The sequence below is a fragment of the Bacillus sp. FJAT-29937 genome (assembly GCF_001509555.1).
Classification (GTDB): Bacteria; Bacillota; Bacilli; order Bacillales; family Cytobacillaceae; genus Cytobacillus.
Genome location: NZ_LMAS01000001.1, coordinates 32,971 through 49,799 on the forward strand (window position 1 = coordinate 32,971; position 16,829 = coordinate 49,799).

At 41.3% G+C, this 16,829-nt stretch carries 16 protein-coding genes; 14 read left to right on the forward strand and 2 right to left on the reverse strand.

Annotation, left to right across the window (positions count from 1 at the left end; all coding sequences use genetic code 11):
• The 9 genes from AR328_RS00175 to AR328_RS00215 all read left to right on the forward strand — a co-directional run.
• On the forward strand, nt 1-736 hold a 736-nt coding region (locus AR328_RS00175), incomplete at its 5' end, for an acyl-CoA dehydrogenase family protein (RefSeq protein ID WP_197414391.1).
• Nucleotides 737-754: 18 nt separating this feature from the next.
• Nucleotides 755-2,392 (forward strand): AMP-binding protein, encoded by a 1,638-nt coding sequence (locus AR328_RS00180; RefSeq protein ID WP_066287572.1) that lies wholly within the window; start codon nt 755-757, stop codon nt 2,390-2,392.
• Nucleotides 2,393-2,459: 67 nt separating this feature from the next.
• A complete protein-coding gene (locus AR328_RS00185; protein ID WP_066287575.1) occupies nt 2,460-3,818 on the forward strand; it encodes an acetyl-CoA carboxylase biotin carboxylase subunit in 1,359 nt (452 codons plus the stop codon).
• 13 nt (nt 3,819-3,831) lie between these two features.
• Nucleotides 3,832-4,044 (forward strand): acetyl-CoA carboxylase biotin carboxyl carrier protein subunit, encoded by a 213-nt coding sequence (locus AR328_RS00190; protein WP_066287579.1) that lies wholly within the window; start codon nt 3,832-3,834, stop codon nt 4,042-4,044.
• 79 nt (nt 4,045-4,123) lie between these two features.
• Nucleotides 4,124-5,026, forward strand: coding sequence for a hydroxymethylglutaryl-CoA lyase (locus tag AR328_RS00195; protein ID WP_156422622.1), 903 nt, complete (start codon nt 4,124-4,126; stop codon nt 5,024-5,026).
• A gap of 545 nt (nt 5,027-5,571) precedes the next feature.
• The gene (locus AR328_RS00200; RefSeq protein WP_066287585.1) at nt 5,572-7,110 is read left to right on the forward strand and encodes an acyl-CoA carboxylase subunit beta; all 1,539 of its coding nucleotides are present in this window, start codon (nt 5,572-5,574) and stop codon (nt 7,108-7,110) included.
• Nucleotides 7,111-7,369: 259 nt separating this feature from the next.
• Nucleotides 7,370-8,431: an LLM class flavin-dependent oxidoreductase gene (locus tag AR328_RS00205; protein ID WP_066287591.1), complete on the forward strand. Its 1,062-nt coding sequence runs from the start codon at nt 7,370-7,372 to the stop codon at nt 8,429-8,431.
• 218 nt (nt 8,432-8,649) lie between these two features.
• Nucleotides 8,650-9,216: a nitroreductase family protein gene (locus AR328_RS00210; RefSeq protein ID WP_066287594.1), complete on the forward strand. Its 567-nt coding sequence runs from the start codon at nt 8,650-8,652 to the stop codon at nt 9,214-9,216.
• Between the two features lie 160 nt (nt 9,217-9,376).
• On the forward strand, nt 9,377-10,846 hold the full coding sequence (locus tag AR328_RS00215) for a protein adenylyltransferase SelO (RefSeq protein WP_066287597.1): 1,470 nt from the start codon (nt 9,377-9,379) through the stop codon (nt 10,844-10,846).
• 389 nt (nt 10,847-11,235) lie between these two features.
• Here AR328_RS00215 and AR328_RS00220 read toward each other — a convergent pair whose 3' ends face one another.
• Nucleotides 11,236-12,165, reverse strand: a complete 930-nt coding sequence (locus AR328_RS00220; RefSeq protein WP_066287599.1) for a hypothetical protein — start codon at nt 12,163-12,165, stop codon at nt 11,236-11,238.
• A 219-nt stretch (nt 12,166-12,384) separates the two neighbouring features.
• On the opposite strand from AR328_RS00220, the gene AR328_RS00225 reads away from it, so the two are divergent.
• From AR328_RS00225 to AR328_RS00245, 5 genes are all read left to right on the forward strand, one after another.
• Nucleotides 12,385-13,059: a peptidylprolyl isomerase gene (locus tag AR328_RS00225; protein WP_066287608.1), complete on the forward strand. Its 675-nt coding sequence runs from the start codon at nt 12,385-12,387 to the stop codon at nt 13,057-13,059.
• Between the two features lie 245 nt (nt 13,060-13,304).
• Nucleotides 13,305-14,117 (forward strand): CPBP family intramembrane glutamic endopeptidase, encoded by an 813-nt coding sequence (locus AR328_RS00230; protein ID WP_066287612.1) that lies wholly within the window; start codon nt 13,305-13,307, stop codon nt 14,115-14,117.
• A 22-nt stretch (nt 14,118-14,139) separates the two neighbouring features.
• Nucleotides 14,140-14,751 carry a class I SAM-dependent methyltransferase gene (locus tag AR328_RS00235; protein WP_066287617.1) on the forward strand — a complete coding sequence of 204 codons (612 nt, stop codon included), beginning with the start codon at nt 14,140-14,142 and terminating at the stop codon, nt 14,749-14,751.
• Between the two features lie 132 nt (nt 14,752-14,883).
• Nucleotides 14,884-15,663, forward strand: coding sequence for an enoyl-ACP reductase FabI (fabI, locus tag AR328_RS00240; protein ID WP_066287618.1), 780 nt, complete (start codon nt 14,884-14,886; stop codon nt 15,661-15,663).
• A gap of 205 nt (nt 15,664-15,868) precedes the next feature.
• Nucleotides 15,869-16,495: a metal-dependent hydrolase gene (locus AR328_RS00245; RefSeq protein ID WP_066287622.1), complete on the forward strand. Its 627-nt coding sequence runs from the start codon at nt 15,869-15,871 to the stop codon at nt 16,493-16,495.
• Between the two features lie 57 nt (nt 16,496-16,552).
• Here the strand turns inward: AR328_RS00245 and AR328_RS00250 are convergent, their stop codons facing one another.
• Entirely contained in the window at nt 16,553-16,762 is a 210-nt protein-coding gene (locus AR328_RS00250; RefSeq protein ID WP_066287628.1) for a hypothetical protein, read from the reverse strand.
• Between the last annotated feature and the right edge of the window lie 67 nt (nt 16,763-16,829).

Genomic DNA, 16,829 nt, shown 5'->3' on the forward strand with positions numbered 1-16,829 from the left:
TACTAGAACAAGAGCCGTGCTTGATGGTGACGAATGGGTTATTAATGGTGAAAAATGCTGGATTACGAATGCTGGCTATTCTGGGCAAGTAATTGTAACCGCTGTCACTGGCAAAAAAGACAATGGACGCAATATTGTCTCTGCGATAATCGTGCCAACTGATGCACCGGGCGTAAGGATTTCCTGTAATTATGACAAGATGGGTGTCCGCGGTTCCAATACGTGTGAAATTGTCCTTGAAAATGTAAGAGTACCGAGGGAAAACTTGCTTGGCGATGAGAAAAAAGGCTTCAGCCAATTTTTATATACGCTAGATGGAGGCAGAATTTCGATTGCAGCCCTATCTGTCGGCATCGCGCAGGCTGCCTATGAGAAGGCTCTTCAATATTCAAAGGAGAGACAGCAGTTCGGAAAATCCATTTCTAACTTCCAGGCCATCCAGTTCAAATTGGCGGATATGGCTATGGAAATTGAATTGGCGCGCAATATGGTTTATAAATCGGCATGGCTAAAGGATCAAGGTAAACCATTTGGTAAGGAATCCGCCTATGCAAAGCTATTTGCATCAGAGGCTGGTTTCCGCGTCTGCAACCAGGCAATCCAAATTCATGGCGGCTACGGCTATATGAAAGAATATGATGTTGAACGCCATTTGCGCGACATCAAATTAATGGAAATCGGGGAAGGAACATCCGAAATCCAGCGTTTGGTCATTGCGCGCCATTTAGGTTGTTAAAAGGCAGGAGGAACAAAGATGACCGAATTAATCCGGAAAAGTGTAGGACAGCTTTTAGCAGATAGAGCAGAGGAAATGCCAGACCATGATGCCCTTGTTTATCCTGATCGGGGCCTCCGTTACTCATACCGTGAATTTAATGATCTATGTGAGCAGGTAGCAAAGGGCTTAATGGCACTTGGTATTCAAAAGGGAGAAAACGTTGCTGTTTGGGCGACAAATGTCCCGGAATGGGTAAGTCTGCAATTTGGCACAGGAAAAATGGGTGCGGTTTTAGTCACAGTCAACACAAACTATCGTTCCTCGGAACTTGAATACCTATTAAAACAATCAGACAGCACCACCATCTTCCTAATTGAAGATTATAGAGGAAATTCCTATATCGATACGATTTATGAGCTGTGTCCAGAGCTGAAAACATCAGAACCAGGGAAACTTGAATCGAAGAGGCTGCCACTATTGAAAAACGTGGTTATCCTTGGTGAAAAGAAGTACGATGGGGCCTACAACTGGTCCGATATTATTGAAATGGGTAGTCAGGTTACTGATGAAGAATTAGAGGAAAGAATGGCTACTTTGGAGCCAGATGATGTTATCAATATGCAATACACATCCGGCACGACCGGTTTTCCAAAAGGAGTCATGCTGACACATAGCAATTTGACGAATAATGCTTATAACATTGCGAAGTGCATGGAGTTAACGAAGCAGGACCGGCTTTGTATTCCTGTTCCATTTTTCCACTGCTTTGGGTGTGTCATCGGAACGCTAGCCTGTATCAGTGTTGGGGCAACGATGGTCCCTGTTCAGGAATTCGACCCTGAAACGGTGCTGAGAACAGTTGAACAGGAAAAATGTACTGCCCTTCACGGGGTACCAACCATGTTTATTGCTGAGTTAAACCATCCTAATTTTGAAAAATATGACCTTTCCACACTTCGTACAGGTGTGATGGCTGGTTCCAACTGCCCAGTGGAAGTGATGAAAGCGGTTATGAATAAAATGAATATGGCGGAAATTACGATTTGCTACGGCCAAACCGAAGCATCTCCAGTTATTACTCAGACCCGGACAGATGATCCGATCGAGCTAAAGGTAGAAACGATTGGCAGAGCTCTTCCGAATGTGGAAGTAAAGATTGTGGAACCTGGAACGAGCAACGAACTGCCAGCTAATCAACAAGGCGAGCTTTGCACGAGGGGTTACCATGTAATGAAGGGTTATTACAAGAATGATGATGCAACAAGGGAAGCCATTGATAATGATGGCTGGCTGCATACTGGCGATTTGGCTGTTATGGATGAAAATGGCTATTGCCGGGTTACGGGCCGCCTGAAGGATATGATTATTCGCGGGGGAGAAAACATCTATCCGCGGGAAATTGAAGAGTATCTTTATACCCATCCAAAAGTGCTTGACGCTCAAGTAATCGGGATTCCTGATGAGAAATATGGCGAGGAAGTAATGGCTTGGCTGATTTTGAAGGATGGGGAAATGGCTACGGCTGAAGAAATTAAGGAGTATTTTAAAAGTAAAGTGGCACGCCACAAGATTCCTAAATATATAAATTTTACAGATTCCTACCCTATGACCGCCTCAGGGAAAATCCAGAAGTTCAAGCTTCGAGAGCAGTCTATTAGTCTATTAACAATTTAACTAAGTGCAGGGGCAAGTGCCCCTAATCACGGTTTGATCTACCTAGCAACCGGAAGGAGTGATGTTCTTGTTTTCAAAAATATTGATCGCAAATCGCGGCGAAATCGCTTTAAGGGTCATTCGTACATGCCAAAAGCTTGGGATTAAAACAGTTGCCATTTATTCAGAGGCTGATGCCGATTCCCTTTTCGTTCGAAACGCGGATGAAGCCTATTGTGTTGGAAAGCCTCCTGTAAACCAAAGTTATTTAAATATGGATGAAATTATTCGAATTGCTAAAGAAAGCGGGGCAGAGGCCGTTCATCCAGGCTACGGCCTTTTGTCGGAAAATGCCGTATTTGCAGCAAGATGTAAAAATGAAGGCCTTGTATTCATTGGTCCATCACCAGAAATTATTGCTTCAATGGGCAGCAAAATCGAAGCACGCAAGATGATGAAGGAAGCGGGAGTACCGATTATTGAAGGGATAAACACTCCTTTAGCGGACGAAGAAGAAGCCAAATTGGCTGCCGAAAAGATCGGTTATCCGCTTATGCTGAAGGCATCTGCGGGCGGCGGTGGGATCGGTATGCAGCTCGTCCATTCAGAGGAAGAGCTTGTCAAAGCTTTTGCAGGCAATAAAAAGCGTGCGGAGTCCTTTTTCGGCAACGGGGCGATGTTCCTGGAAAAATATATTGCTGAACCTCATCATATTGAAGTTCAAATTCTGGCTGATTCGTTTGGAAATATTGTACCGCTTTGGGAGAGGGAATGCTCTATCCAGCGCCGAAATCAGAAGGTAGTCGAAGAAGCGCCATCACCTTTTATTAGCGAAGACACACGCATGAAGATGCTGGACGCCGCTGTGACAGCTGCTAAGCATATTGGCTATTCGAATGCAGGTACGATTGAGTTTTTAGTAGATAAAGAGCAAAACTATTATTTCCTTGAAATGAATACTAGATTGCAGGTTGAGCATCCGGTTACAGAGGAAATCACCGGACTTGATCTTGTAGAGGAACAGCTGAAAGTGGCCGCGGGTCAACCGCTTTCTTTTACCCGTGAAGAGGTAGTAAGGAAGGGGCATGCGATTGAAGTCAGGATCTATGCGGAAGACCCAAAAACCTTTTTCCCATCACCTGGAAAAATAACTGAATTCCAGCTGCCGGATGGGGAAGGAATCCGGAACGAATGTGCGATTGAAGCAGGTTCTCAGGTGACACCATTCTATGATCCGATGATCGCTAAATTAATTGCATGGGGTGAAACAAGGGATGAGGCTGCAGCCCGAATGAAGGCGGCTCTCGAAAATTATAAAATTGAGGGAATTAAGACTAATATCCCAATGCTGATTAACACTGTAGCCCATGAGCAATTTTTATCAGGATACACAACGACCCAATTTGTGAACGATCATTATTTACCATTTATTACATCAACTAAGTGAGGAGAAATGACAGATGGCGAAAATTGAAGCAAGCATGGCAGGTAACGTTTGGAAGGTATTGGTTAAAGAAGGAGACGAGGTAAAGGCGGGCCAGGACGTGGTCATCCTTGAGTCCATGAAAATGGAAATTCCGATTGCGGCTGAGGAAGATGGAATCGTGACAAAGGTCCATGCCCACGAAGGGGAATTTGTGAACGACTCTGATTTACTTGTAGAGACCGAGTAGAGTACAAGCTTCTAAGCTTCAGAGTGGACTTGAAGAACGTTCGTAAAAGGGTCAAAAAGCTTGAACAGGGGGCGGAATATTGAAACTGCCAGAAAAAGTTACGATTAAGGAAGTTGGACCGAGGGATGGGCTGCAGAATGAAAAAATGCTGGTTTCAACGGAAGGTAAAGTCTCATGGATTGATTCGCTTTCAGAAACGGGTCTATCCTATATCGAGGTTAGCTCTTTTGTCCACCCGAAGTGGATTCCGCAGCTGGCCGATGCCTACGATGTACTTAAGACGATAAAAAGAATACAGGGCGTCACTTATGCCGCCCTTGTTCCTAATCTTAAAGGGCTTGAACGTGCACTAGAAGCAGGTGTCGATGAAGTGAGCGTCTTCATGTCCGCAAGTGAGGGCCATAACCGAAGCAATATCAATAAGTCGATAGAGGAAACATACCCAATTCTTGAGGAAGTAGTCAAGGAAGCAAAGCAAGCAGGAAAATCTGTCCGAGGCTATGTGTCTACGGTGATTGCCTGCCCGTATGATGGAGCAGTTGCACCATCGAAGGTTAGGGAAGTGGCGGGCCGACTTTTTTCAATGGGTATTGATGAGGTTTCCCTCGGAGAAACGATTGGGGTTGGTGTACCTAATCAAGTTGAAGCCCTATTGGAAGAGCTTTTGCCGCATTTTGATGCTAGAAAGCTTGCGATGCATTTCCATGATACAAGGGGCACGGCACTTGCCAACATAGTAAAATCCCTTGAAATGGGCATAACCACTTTTGACAGTGCACTTGGCGGATTGGGCGGCTGCCCTTATGCAAAAGGGGCGTCAGGGAATGTCGCTACAGAGGACTTATTGTATATGCTTCATGAAATGGGGATTGAAACAGGGATTAAGCTTGATCAACTTTTAAAATCGGCCATGCTAATTGAAGGAACACTTGGTAAGCGATTAAAAAGTCGGCAGATGGATATATTTCACGCAGGAGAGTAGGAGTGCTTCTTGTGAATGACGAGCGTTTTACTTGAGTACAGGTAAAACGCGCACAATGAAGGATTCATTATGGTCGTTTTGCTAGGGTCCAGGTGGAAACGCTCACTATGGGAAGTTCATAACGATCGTTTTTCAAGGGACAAGGTGAAAACACGCACTATGAAGTCTCCATAACGCTCGTTTTTCAAGGTACTAGGTGAAAGCACGCACTATGAAGTGTTCATAACGCTCGTTTTTCAAGGTACTAGGTGAAAACACGCACTATGAAGTCTCCATAACGCTCGTTTTTCAAGGAACCAGTTGGAAACACGCACTATGAAGAGTTCATACCACTCGTTTTTTAAGGAATTTGGTGAAAACGCTCACTATGAAGTGTTCATAACACTCGTTTTGCAAAGGTACTGATGAAAACACAAACTATAAAGCGTTTAATGAACGACTATCATAACTTAAGTAAGTAGAACACGAAGTTCAGGTAATGCATTGATTCTACAATGGATCTAATGATGCCAGTTTCATAAGGTAGAAATTAAGGAGGGGGCAAAATGAACGAAACCGAAGCAAAATCTGAATATCAAATTAAAAAAGATTCTGTCCTGCAGGGTGGCCATGAAAAATATCATGAAAAAAATCAGGAGAAGGGGAAACTCTTTGTCCGCGAGCGCCTGAATATGCTGTTTGATAACGGTTTGCAGTCTGAGGATGGAATGTTTGCGAATATCCTTGCGGGTGATCTTCCGGCAGACGGGGTTGTCACTGGAATTGGCAAAATTCATGGGCGCACGGTTTGTGTTATGGCGAATGACTCGACCGTTAAGGCCGGTTCTTGGGGGAAAAGGACGGTAGAAAAAATTATCCGCATTCAGGAGACGGCTGAAAAGCTTCGCTGCCCGCTGCTATATTTAGTGGATTCAGCTGGTGCCCGTATTACTGATCAGCTGGAAATGTTTCCAGGTCGCAGAGGGGCGGGGCGAATTTTCTACAATCAAGTTAAGCTATCAGGAAAAGTGCCACAAATTTGCCTATTGTTTGGACCTTCTGCAGCTGGCGGTGCTTACATTCCGGCATTTTGCGACATTGTCGTCATGGTTGAAGGCAATGCTTCCATGTACCTTGGATCCCCACGCATGGCTGAAATGGTAATCGGGGAAAAAGTAACGCTTGAGCAAATGGGCGGGGCCAAAATGCATTGCTCTATTTCTGGCTGCGGCGATGTGCTTGCAAAAACGGAAGAAGAAGCTATTGCTTATGCCCGCAAATATTTAACTTATTTTCCAAATAATTTTTCCGAAAAGCCTGTAAAAGCAGAAGCAAAACCACCAGCGGCATTCGAAAAAACAATTGAGGAACTGATTCCTGAAAACCAAAATGCGCCATTTGATATGTACCAGCTGATTGATCGCTTAATCGATGAGGGGTCCATGTGTGAAATTAAAAAGCTGTTCGCGGCTGAACTAATCACCTGTCTTGGTAGAATTAATGGCCAGCCAATTGGGATCATCGCCAACCAGCCGCGTGTGAAAGGCGGAGTCCTGTTCCATGACAGTGCTGATAAGGCGGCGAAATTTATCAATCTTTGCGATGCCTATCACATTCCGCTTCTTTTCCTTGCTGATGTGCCAGGTTTTATGATTGGCACAAATGTGGAGAAAGCAGGAATCATTCGCCATGGTGCGAAAATGATTTCCGCGATGAGCGAGGCGACTGTTCCGAAGATGACTGTTATTGTCCGTAAGGCATATGGGGCTGGGTTGTACGCAATGGCCGGACCTGCCTTTGAACCGGACTGCTGTATTGCGCTTCCGACAGCTTCCATTGCCGTTATGGGTCCTGAGGCGGCCGTCAATGCCGTTTATGCGAATAAAATCGCTGAGCTGCCAGAAGAGGAACGAGCAGCCTTTATTGCGGAAAAGCGTGAAGAATACCGTGAAGATATCGATATTTACAGACTCGCTTCTGAATTGATTATTGACGATATCGTCGAGCCAAACCGTCTGCGCGATGAACTTGCAGCCAGACTAGATGTTTATATGTCTAAATATCTTGTGTTCACAGAGCGCAAACATGGAGTATACCCTGTATAAGCGGGGGACAGGTTAAGGCTCGCTAAGGGTGAGTAAGAGTTTTTAAATAATTTAGAGTTTATCCAAAGGACCGGACATGAACCCATCATGTTCGGTCCTTTACCTTTTGGTGATAGTGTTAACCTAGGGTCCTATTTCTTTGCTTTTAAAATCATGTAATTGATACAATATATGGTGAAAGAAGCAGATAGCAATTAGGATCGATTAGTATTATTAATTACTGACATGTTTATTAGTCCCGAAAAAGGAGAAATTTTATATGGAAATTGGAATTAGCACGTTTGTTGAGACAACGCCAGATGTTAAAACAGGTGAGGTCATCAGTCATGCACAGCGCATCCGGGAAGTGGTTGAGGAAATTGTATTGGCGGATGAGGTAGGTTTGGATGTGTTTGGAGTGGGTGAACATCATCGTGAGGATTTTGCGGCTTCTTCACCAGCTATTATACTAGCAGCTGCCGCTTCTCGGACGGAGAAAATTCGTCTCACGAGTGCTGTTACAGTGCTTTCTTCCGCCGATCCAGTGCGTGTGTTTCAGGATTTTGCAACGGTTGATGCCATTTCAAATGGCCGTGCGGAAATTATGGCTGGCAGGGGTTCATTTATTGAATCATTTCCGTTGTTTGGTTATGATTTGAAGGATTATGATGAGTTATTTGAAGAAAAATTAGAGTTATTGCTGAAAATTACAGCATCTGAAAAAGTGACATGGAAGGGCGGTCATCGGCCGGCTATTCATGATCGAGGTGTGTACCCACGCCCAGTTCAGGACCCATTGCCAGTATGGATTGGAAGCGGAGGAAATTCGGAATCGGTTGTTCGTGCTGGCCTGCTTGGTCTGCCCCTTGTACTCGCGATTATTGGCGGAAGTCCACTTCAATTTGAGCCGCTAGTACAGCTTTATAAAAAAGCGGCAACTCATGCGGGCCATGATTTGTCCAAGCTGTCTGTTGCTTCGCACTCACATGGTTTTATTGCGGAAACTACAGAAGACGCAGTGGATAAATTTTTCCCTTCCACTCAGCAAGTGATGAATAAATTAGGAAGAGAGCGCGGCTGGGCTCCTTATACCAAATCCACTTTCGATGCTGCCTGCAGATTAGAAGGCGCCTTGTATGTTGGCGACCCGCAAACTGTTGCTGAAAAAATCATACACTTAAGGAAAAATGTAGGCATTACTCGTTTCATGCTTCACGTCCCGCTTGGCACGATGCCTCATGATGAGGTAATGAGAGCCATTGAGCTGCTCGGAAAAGAAGTGGCCCCAATAGTAAGGGAAGAGGTTGGCAAGTGGGAAGCGGAGAGGAATGAGCGGATTTGAGAACAGCTATCCATCGGATAGGATAATAATAATAAATAGTAGATCTCATTTTGAATGAGGTCTATTTTTATATGGAAGCTTCTGAATCGAGATTTTATACTACTACGACGGTCCTTACTGCAAGCTTCATTACTACAACAAAATTGAACAGTGAACTTGACACTATGTACCGCATATTAATGAAGTGTAATAGCAAATTTTGAAGGGGGTACATAAATATGGACATCTTTACTGCCATTTCAACAAGAAGAAGCATTGGCGTTGTTAAACCAGATCCTGTGCCTAAGGAGTTAATTGAAAAGATATTGGAAGCAGGTATATGGGCGCCGTCCCATTATCGTACCGAGCCATGGCGGTTTTTTGTTTTAACTGGCGATGCGAGAAAAAATCTTGGAAGGGCAATGGCATCATTTGCAGAGAAAAGTCTAGATGAGCCACAAAGTGATGAAGGCAAAGAGAAATTGGAAAAGACTGCACAAAAAGCTTTAAGGGCTCCAGTTATTATTGCAGTTTCAGTGGAACCAACTATAAATGAAAAGGTATTAGTAAACGAAGAACATGCTGCGGTCCATGCTGCGATTCAAAATATGCTTCTTGCTGCACATGCCCTTGGTTTAGGAGCGATCTGGAGAACAGGTAAGGTTTGTTATTCCCCTGAAATAAACCAATTTTTTGGGCTTGAAGATCATGCTTTGATGCTTGGTTTTATTTACATCGGCTATCCAAATATGAAAGAATTGACAGGGAAAAGAAAAAGTATTACCGAAGTAACAAAATGGATGTAGAAACTTATTGAATATAATAAAAGCAATCCTTTAAACCACTCAATGTTCCTGCATGAAAGGTATAATAAACTTAGAGAGGCAGACATTAAATAGGCAGGATTATTAGTTTATGATGTTCTTTTTTTATCGAAATGATTAGTAAAGGAGGGATGGTGACTATATGATAACTAAAGGAGCTGCAGCTGGTTGGAATTTTAACAATAGTTATGCTAAATTGCCGCTGCCACTTTTTACCAGCCTTAAACCAACACCTGTTCGCTCACCGAAAATGGTCATTTTTAATGAAGCATTGGCTAAAGTCCTAGGGTTAAATGCTGCGACACTGAAAAGTGAAGAAGGTGTTGCCGTGTTTGCTGGAAACCACGTTCCTGAAAATGCGTATTCCCTTGCACAAGCCTATGCAGGTCATCAATTTGGACATTTTACGATGTTGGGAGATGGACGTGCCATTCTGATTGGCGAACAAATAACCCCAAAAGGTGAGCGATTTGATGTACAGCTTAAGGGATCAGGGAGAACCCCATACTCCCGCGGTGGTGATGGACGAGCGACACTTGGGCCGATGCTTCGTGAATACATTATCAGTGAAGCTATGCATGCACTAAGGATTCCAACAACCCGAAGTCTAGCTGTTGTGACAACGGGGGAAAAAGTGGTTCGCGAAACGGATCTTCCTGGTGCGATTCTTACCCGTATCGCTGCCAGTCACTTGCGCGTTGGAACCTTTCAATTCGCTGGAAACTGGAGACCTGTAGAAGAATTAAGAATCCTTGCCGACTATACGATCAATCGTCATTACCCAGAGATTGAACAGGATGAAAATCGATATCTTGCACTTCTTCAGCAATTGATCAAACGTCAGGCCGCATTGATTGCTAAATGGCAGTTAGTTGGTTTTATTCATGGGGTGATGAACACTGATAATATGACTATTAGTGGTGAAACGATCGATTATGGTCCCTGTGCATTTATGGATGAGTATGATCCAGATACAGTGTTTAGTTCTATTGATAGACAAGGGCGCTATGCTTACCGCAATCAGCCAATTATTGGAGGTTGGAACCTTGCACGTTTTGCGGAGGCTATTTTGCCATTGCTGGATAAGGATGAGGAAAAGGCTCTTCAGCTGGCGCAAGATGAGATTTCGAAATATAGTGAAATCTATCAATCCTATTGGCTTGCTGGCATGAGGGCAAAACTTGGGTTAACCAATGAGGAACCAGGAGATACATTATTAATAGAAAACCTTTTGAGCATCATGCATAAGGTAAAGGCAGATTATACGAATACATTCCGTGCTTTAACAATAGATAAAATGGAGGATACTCCGCTTTTTGGCACGCCTGATTATAATCTGTGGCGTGAGCTCTGGGAGGCGAGATTGACGAGGCAGCAAACATCGAAGGAAGCCTCACTACAGTTGATGCGTAACAGTAATCCCGCTGTTATCCCGCGGAATCATCGGGTGGAAGAGGCGCTTGAAGCTGCAGTTAACAATGGGGACTACAGTGTAATGGAACGATTGCTCAAAGCTCTTTCAAATCCATTCGACTATACAACCGAACAGAATATATACTGTACAATACCTGAATCATCAAATCTTCCGTACAGAACATATTGTGGAACTTGATGCATTGCGAAAATAGTGTCATATGTAATTTGTAAAATCAATCAAATGAGGGTAATTTTTATAAATTCATGCAAAATAAGAGGGTGTGTTAATTGAATTTTTTAGGGAGGTTTTTAGGCGGCAAAAAACAAGCAAACACCCTCAAGTCAAGTCGATCAAAAGCAATTACTTGAGGACAAAGTAGAAGCTCGGCGGAAAAATGGATTTGAAGACAATCATGTTCGCCGGGTAACATCTAATGGGGCACAGGGTCAATAATTAGGGTATAAGGTACAACACGGGCACCTTTTGGATGCCCGTGATTATTTTTGCCAATGTGATAAGGTAGGAAGCTATAAGGAGTGTACTTCTTAACATGTACAAGCTAGTAACAGTCGAATCTTAGCCCTTTAATTTTCGATAAACATAAAGGTTTTTTTCAGCAATTGAAAATCAAGGCTCATTTTCTCAAATTCCTTATATTCAATACTGTCTGGGCGATCTGCATACTGATTTTCACTTACAGGCAAAATCGCATATACAAAACCATTTTTGACACCAAGCTTTTGATATAAGCTGTCCTCATAGCCATCTTCCCATATTTGCTCCTTTATTTTCTCAATGGAAAACAGCGTTCTTTCAGAGATTGCTTTATTTTTCGGCACATAGCTGAAAACTAACTGACCATTCTTCTCAGCAGAGCGGTATTTTGTATCCCATTCTACAGGAATTGAAAATGCATATTCTGTTGCTCGATAAGTAAATAGCTTCTGAGGAATATAAGGTGTTCGCTCCCAAATATCTGCTGCCTTCTTCACATCTACTTTATCAATGAACCAGTTAGCATCAGCCTTACTCACAGTTAAGTTTGCTGTCTCGGTCCCAAAAGGTCCCGTAGATGTTGCTAGCTGTAATTCAACTACATAGGTGTTAGTATGGCTATTTACTTTCTTTTCATTTTTGATTTTATAGCTGCTAATCCAAGGACTTGATGTACCAGTTACCCAACCATTGATATCAAAATAAGTTTTCGTATTCTCCTTAAGTTCTGGAGTGAAAAGTGCGTATTGGTGTGCACCATTGCGGTTGGTAAGTGCTTTTCCCCATTGGTTTACAGCGTCTGAAGAAGACACGGGTGCAACGGCATTTTCTAATAAAGAAATTTGAAGCTTAAGCATTTCTATTTCTTGTTTTTGACTTTCTACTATTGGCAGTTTCTGATTGTTGCTGGCAAATTCAATTTTTGTTGTTTCTTTTGGAGTTTCAAATGCATAAGTAGCGCTTGCTAGCATGGCCGTTAATGCAACAGCCCCTGTGATGGAAACAAGTTTCTTTTTCATGTTTTTTCCTTCTTTCCTAAATGATGTACCTTTATTGTATATTGGTTAGGTTGGAAAGTAGTTAAGGAAAGATTAATTAAGGTTACAAACAAGATACAATGATCTTAATATGGAGTATCGTTGTTTTTGCAAGATTGGTCTTTTTAGAAATTCATTTAGTGCTATAATAAATCAGTAATGGTTTTGCCAAATTCTTCAGCAGGAGGTATATAAAGGGATATGTTTTCACGAAATAAAGCATTTTATTTTATTTTTGCGATAATGGTTTCAGCTTTCGTTTTGACTGGCTGTGGAACACAGACGGAAAATGAGAAGACAAATGAAAATACAGCGAAGGAATCTGCTGAAAAAACAGATTACCCGTTGTCTGTTAAAGGAAAACCGATTGTAACCATAACAATGGAAGATGGAAAAGAGATTGTGGTTGAATTGGACCCGGCTGCAGCACCAAATACGGTTGCCAATTTTATTTCATTAATTGAAGACGGTTTTTATGATGGCCTTATTTTCCATCGGGTTATCCCTGATTTTATGATTCAAGGGGGAGATCCTGAGGGGAATGGCTCTGGTGGTCCCGGTTACTCGATTGAAGGTGAATTTTCGTCAAACGGATTTGAAAATAACATCTCACATGAGCGTGGGGTCATTTCAATGGCACGGACTCCCGACCCAAATTCAGCTGGATCGCAATTTTTTATTATGGTTAAGGAAGCCCCACATCTCGATGGTGAATATGCAGCTTTCGGCAAAGTAATTGAAGGAATGGAAACAGTTGATGCAATTGTGACTGCTGAACGAGGGGATATGGACAAGCCATTAGAAGATCAGAAAATGAAAACGGTGAAAGTGGATACAAAAGGCTTTGACTACCCAGAGCCAAAAAAAGTTCAGTAATATATAGCGCCTGACTCATGTACGTTAATGAAATAACGCGGCAGGGGTCAGGCTATTATTATTAACTGTATTTTCTATCTCATAATATTATTATGTAAACTAATGATGTTTAATATCACTATATTACTTGATACCTGTCCTTGCTATTTAAACTGAGACACTTAAAAATAAATAATTAAATAATTTAGAGAAATGGGAATTAAACAGTCATCTCGTGTCCCTACGTCCCATTGTAAGGGGAATTTATGAAAAGGTTCATTATAGGTATAAGTGGTTTTTTATTTTTGAACATTTATTTTAATGGAACAACCCATTTTATTTCTAATAGCGTCATTCAATTTATTTGTCTCTTACTCTTTTTCCCGATTGCCTCATTTGTTGCAAAAATAAATGGATTTCCAGGTTTAAAAGGGATTGGTTTAGTGAAAACACGCCATTGGATGAGACATTTTATTGTTAGTTTTTTTATTGGATTTGGATTTTGGGCACTTATGTATATTGCATATTGGGAGCTTGGAAAATTTGAAATAATAGGTATCAAAACTGGAATAGAAGCTATAAGTATCATCGTTCAAGTATTAGTAGGGTTCTTTTTGGGGTCAATAATAAACGATTTGATCACAAGAGGATATGTTTTAAATTTATTAAAAGGGAAAATACCAGCATATGCATTAGCTGGAATAAGCATTTGTATTTATGCAGTGGATGATTTTTGGAATGGAGACTTGACCACGACCAATTTTGTTTTTTCAATTATTTTAGGCTGTTCATTTACCTACTCTTTTCTTAAAACTGGATCCGTGTGGGCTAATACAGGAATTCACTTTGGACTAAATGTGGCTTATGGAATCATCTATGGGCTCTCTGGAGAATATGGTGGTGGGCTTATCCTTACAGTCAAAGGGGAAATTAATCCGATATTAAATAATTTTATCGTATTAGCAGCGGCGACAATCATGTTTTTGGCCGTATTTTTATATTATCGAAAAAAAAGTGATGAGAATTATAGCATTGTTGGGGTGGAACAACACGACCAAGAAGCCAGACAAATTACCTAAGACCAACGAAAGGAAATTTCAAATGAACATACGAAACAAATGGAACATGAAACATCAGGAGCGCATTAAACAGTTAAGGACATCTGCCTTTAATCCAAGATTAGAGAAGATGTCTGACTATCTTCTTGGAGGCACTGCTCTCGATCTTGCGTGTGGTCTTGGGGGAAACAGTTCGTTCCTTGCGCGAATGAACTATCAAGTTCAGGCGATTGACATTTCAGACGTAGCCATTCAATTTGTTAATGAACAAGCTGCAAAAGATCATCTTGATATCGAAACACATATTGGAGACCTTACAGAATCGCTTGATCAGAATTGGGTGAAGGAGCCTTTTAATCTAATTATCATTACATATTATCTGGATCGCAAGTTGTTTCCGATTGTAAAGAACCTTATTAAAAAGGATGGGTATTTCTTCATGGAAACATACTTCCAATCACCGCAAAGTGAAAAAAGGCAAGTCTCTGACCGATATAAATTAAAGCCGAACGAGTTAATAAAAGAGTTTAGAGATTGGGGCATCCTATATTTCGAAGAAAATGAACAAGAGGGGCGGCAAACAATATTTTGTCGGAAAGATGTGCATGCAGCTGCTCAGTCAACTTTCAATACTGGGATCAATTCACTTTCATAGCAACATTTTTATACTCACATTAAATAACATTGAAATAGAAATTATTATGTTATAATGAATATTTAAGAGCAGATACTAAGATTTGCTTAAATTATTTTTTACATTACTTTATTTTTTGCTTTGGAGGCTAATATGGAAGATTTACTTAAATTAAAAGACAAGAATATAGTAGTTATGGGAGTGGCAAATGAACGAAGCATTGCTTGGGGAGTAGCAAGATCTCTTTATCAAGCAGGGGCGAATGTCATTTTTACATATCGGAAAGAACGCTCGCTTGGAAAACTGACAAAACTTCTAAGTGATCATAACTTAGAAGCGAAATTAATCGTACAATGCGATGTGAACAGTGATGAAAGCATAGCAGAAGCCTTTAATAAAATTGGAGAGGAAGCAGGTACCGTTCATGGAGTGCTCCATTCCGTTGCTTTTGCGCATGCTGAAGATTTAAAGGGAGATTTTATCGATACGACTAGAAGTGGTTATGCTTTTGCCCAAGACACAAGTGCGTACTCATTAATTGCTGTTGCGAAAGCGGCCAAGCCTTTCATGACTGAAGGGGGCACCATAATTGCGATGTCTTATCTTGGTGCAGAGCGTGTCGTTTCTGGGTATAATGTGATGGCGATTGCCAAAGCGTCTCTTGAAGCATCAGTGAAGTATTTAGCTTCTGAATTAGGACAAGACAATATCCGTGTCAATGCCATTTCGGCTGGCGCCATTCGTACGCTTGCTGCAAAAGGAGTTCCGTCCTTCAACCAAATCCTTCATAAAATTGAAGAGACAGCACCTCTGAAAAGAAATGTTTCGCAAGAAGAAGTTGGGGATATGACACTTGCCTTAATGAGCCATCTTTCAAGAGGGGTTACGGGTGAAATTGTTTATGTAGATGCTGGATATAATATTATGGGATAGTGTTTTAAATAGTGGGAGATTCTCGTTGGTCAAACTGACAACTTGAATCTCCTCTTTTACTTTGAAGGGTGTGGTTATAGAGTAAAAAAATAAAGATTTCCCTTGCCGTTTGCAAAAATTAAAAGTATAATCAAATCAGGAACATACGTTCTTAAAGTTTGTTTTAGAAATCCTTACATTTTTAAGAAAAAGGTGGAAAAAAAAGTTGAACGGTACTTCACATACAGTCATCGGTGCAGCAACCGGCTTTTTAACTGCTAATTTGCTGCAAACAAATCCAACCGGAACCGTTTTATTAATAGGAATAGGGGCAATTTCTGGTTTAATGCCTGATATTGATATTGACGGTAAGCTAAGTAATAAAATTACCATTTCACATAAGATCATAAGAACAGCAGCGCAATTCATTGCTGTACTGCTTATTTTGTATAGTTATTTTACTGGTTCAGAAATAATCAAATGGATAGGTATTGGGATAGGAATGCTTATTATCATAATATCCTCGTTTATCACACAAAGACGAATGCTGACAATTACCGGCATTGGTATCCTATTTGGAGGTATATCACTTCAAGAAAATTGGTTATGGTTATTAGGACTCTATATTATTGCAGCTTCATTTGTTCCTCATAGAAGCTATACGCATTCATTATTAGGTGTACTCTTTTTTGCTTACATATCCTTTCATTTAGAAACATCACTTGAGCACGAAGGTGTATTTATTACCTGTCTAATGGGCTATGTAGGTCATTTAATTGCCGACATGAAGTTGCTGCCCTTTAACAAGAGAGGGATTAAATTCTTTTTGCCATTTTCTAAGAAGGAATTTTAATGTTCAAGAAGGAGCCGATATACTAAATACCGGCTCCTTCTTCGTTATTATTGCTTCTCAATCATCCTCAAAGAAATCTCTAAACTCCTTTATATCTGTTGTTTTATCATCTCCATAATAGGGATTATCGACTGTTGAGTCTTTTGGATCTAGGTTTGTTTTTATGACTAAGGTAGGTCCGGATGTTCGTTGTTCGGCTATTATTCGATCATCTAGCTTATCAAAGTCCGGCATCTTTTTGCTTCCTGGCTGGCTTGGTTCTGTCATCTTTGCACCTCCTGTATCAATAGGTTGCTTCTGATATGGAAAAATATAAGCATTAAAAATGCTTATT

What these genes read in the sequence shown, in the direction of transcription:
- AR328_RS00180 (WP_066287572.1), top strand. Translation starts at nt 755, where the DNA reads ATGACCGAATTAATCCGGAAAAGTGTAGGACAGCTTTTAGCAGATAGA.
- AR328_RS00190 (WP_066287579.1), top strand. Translation starts at nt 3,832, where the DNA reads ATGGCGAAAATTGAAGCAAGCATGGCAGGTAACGTTTGGAAGGTATTG.
- AR328_RS00200 (WP_066287585.1), top strand. Translation starts at nt 5,572, where the DNA reads ATGAACGAAACCGAAGCAAAATCTGAATATCAAATTAAAAAAGATTCT.
- AR328_RS00205 (WP_066287591.1), top strand. Translation starts at nt 7,370, where the DNA reads ATGGAAATTGGAATTAGCACGTTTGTTGAGACAACGCCAGATGTTAAA.
- AR328_RS00210 (WP_066287594.1), top strand. Translation starts at nt 8,650, where the DNA reads ATGGACATCTTTACTGCCATTTCAACAAGAAGAAGCATTGGCGTTGTT.
- AR328_RS00215 (WP_066287597.1), top strand. Translation starts at nt 9,377, where the DNA reads ATGATAACTAAAGGAGCTGCAGCTGGTTGGAATTTTAACAATAGTTAT.
- AR328_RS00220 (WP_066287599.1), bottom strand. Translation starts at nt 12,165, where the DNA reads ATGAAAAAGAAACTTGTTTCCATCACAGGGGCTGTTGCATTAACGGCC.
- AR328_RS00225 (WP_066287608.1), top strand. Translation starts at nt 12,385, where the DNA reads ATGTTTTCACGAAATAAAGCATTTTATTTTATTTTTGCGATAATGGTT.
- AR328_RS00230 (WP_066287612.1), top strand. Translation starts at nt 13,305, where the DNA reads ATGAAAAGGTTCATTATAGGTATAAGTGGTTTTTTATTTTTGAACATT.
- AR328_RS00235 (WP_066287617.1), top strand. Translation starts at nt 14,140, where the DNA reads ATGAACATACGAAACAAATGGAACATGAAACATCAGGAGCGCATTAAA.
- fabI (WP_066287618.1), top strand. Translation starts at nt 14,884, where the DNA reads ATGGAAGATTTACTTAAATTAAAAGACAAGAATATAGTAGTTATGGGA.
- AR328_RS00250 (WP_066287628.1), bottom strand. Translation starts at nt 16,762, where the DNA reads ATGACAGAACCAAGCCAGCCAGGAAGCAAAAAGATGCCGGACTTTGAT.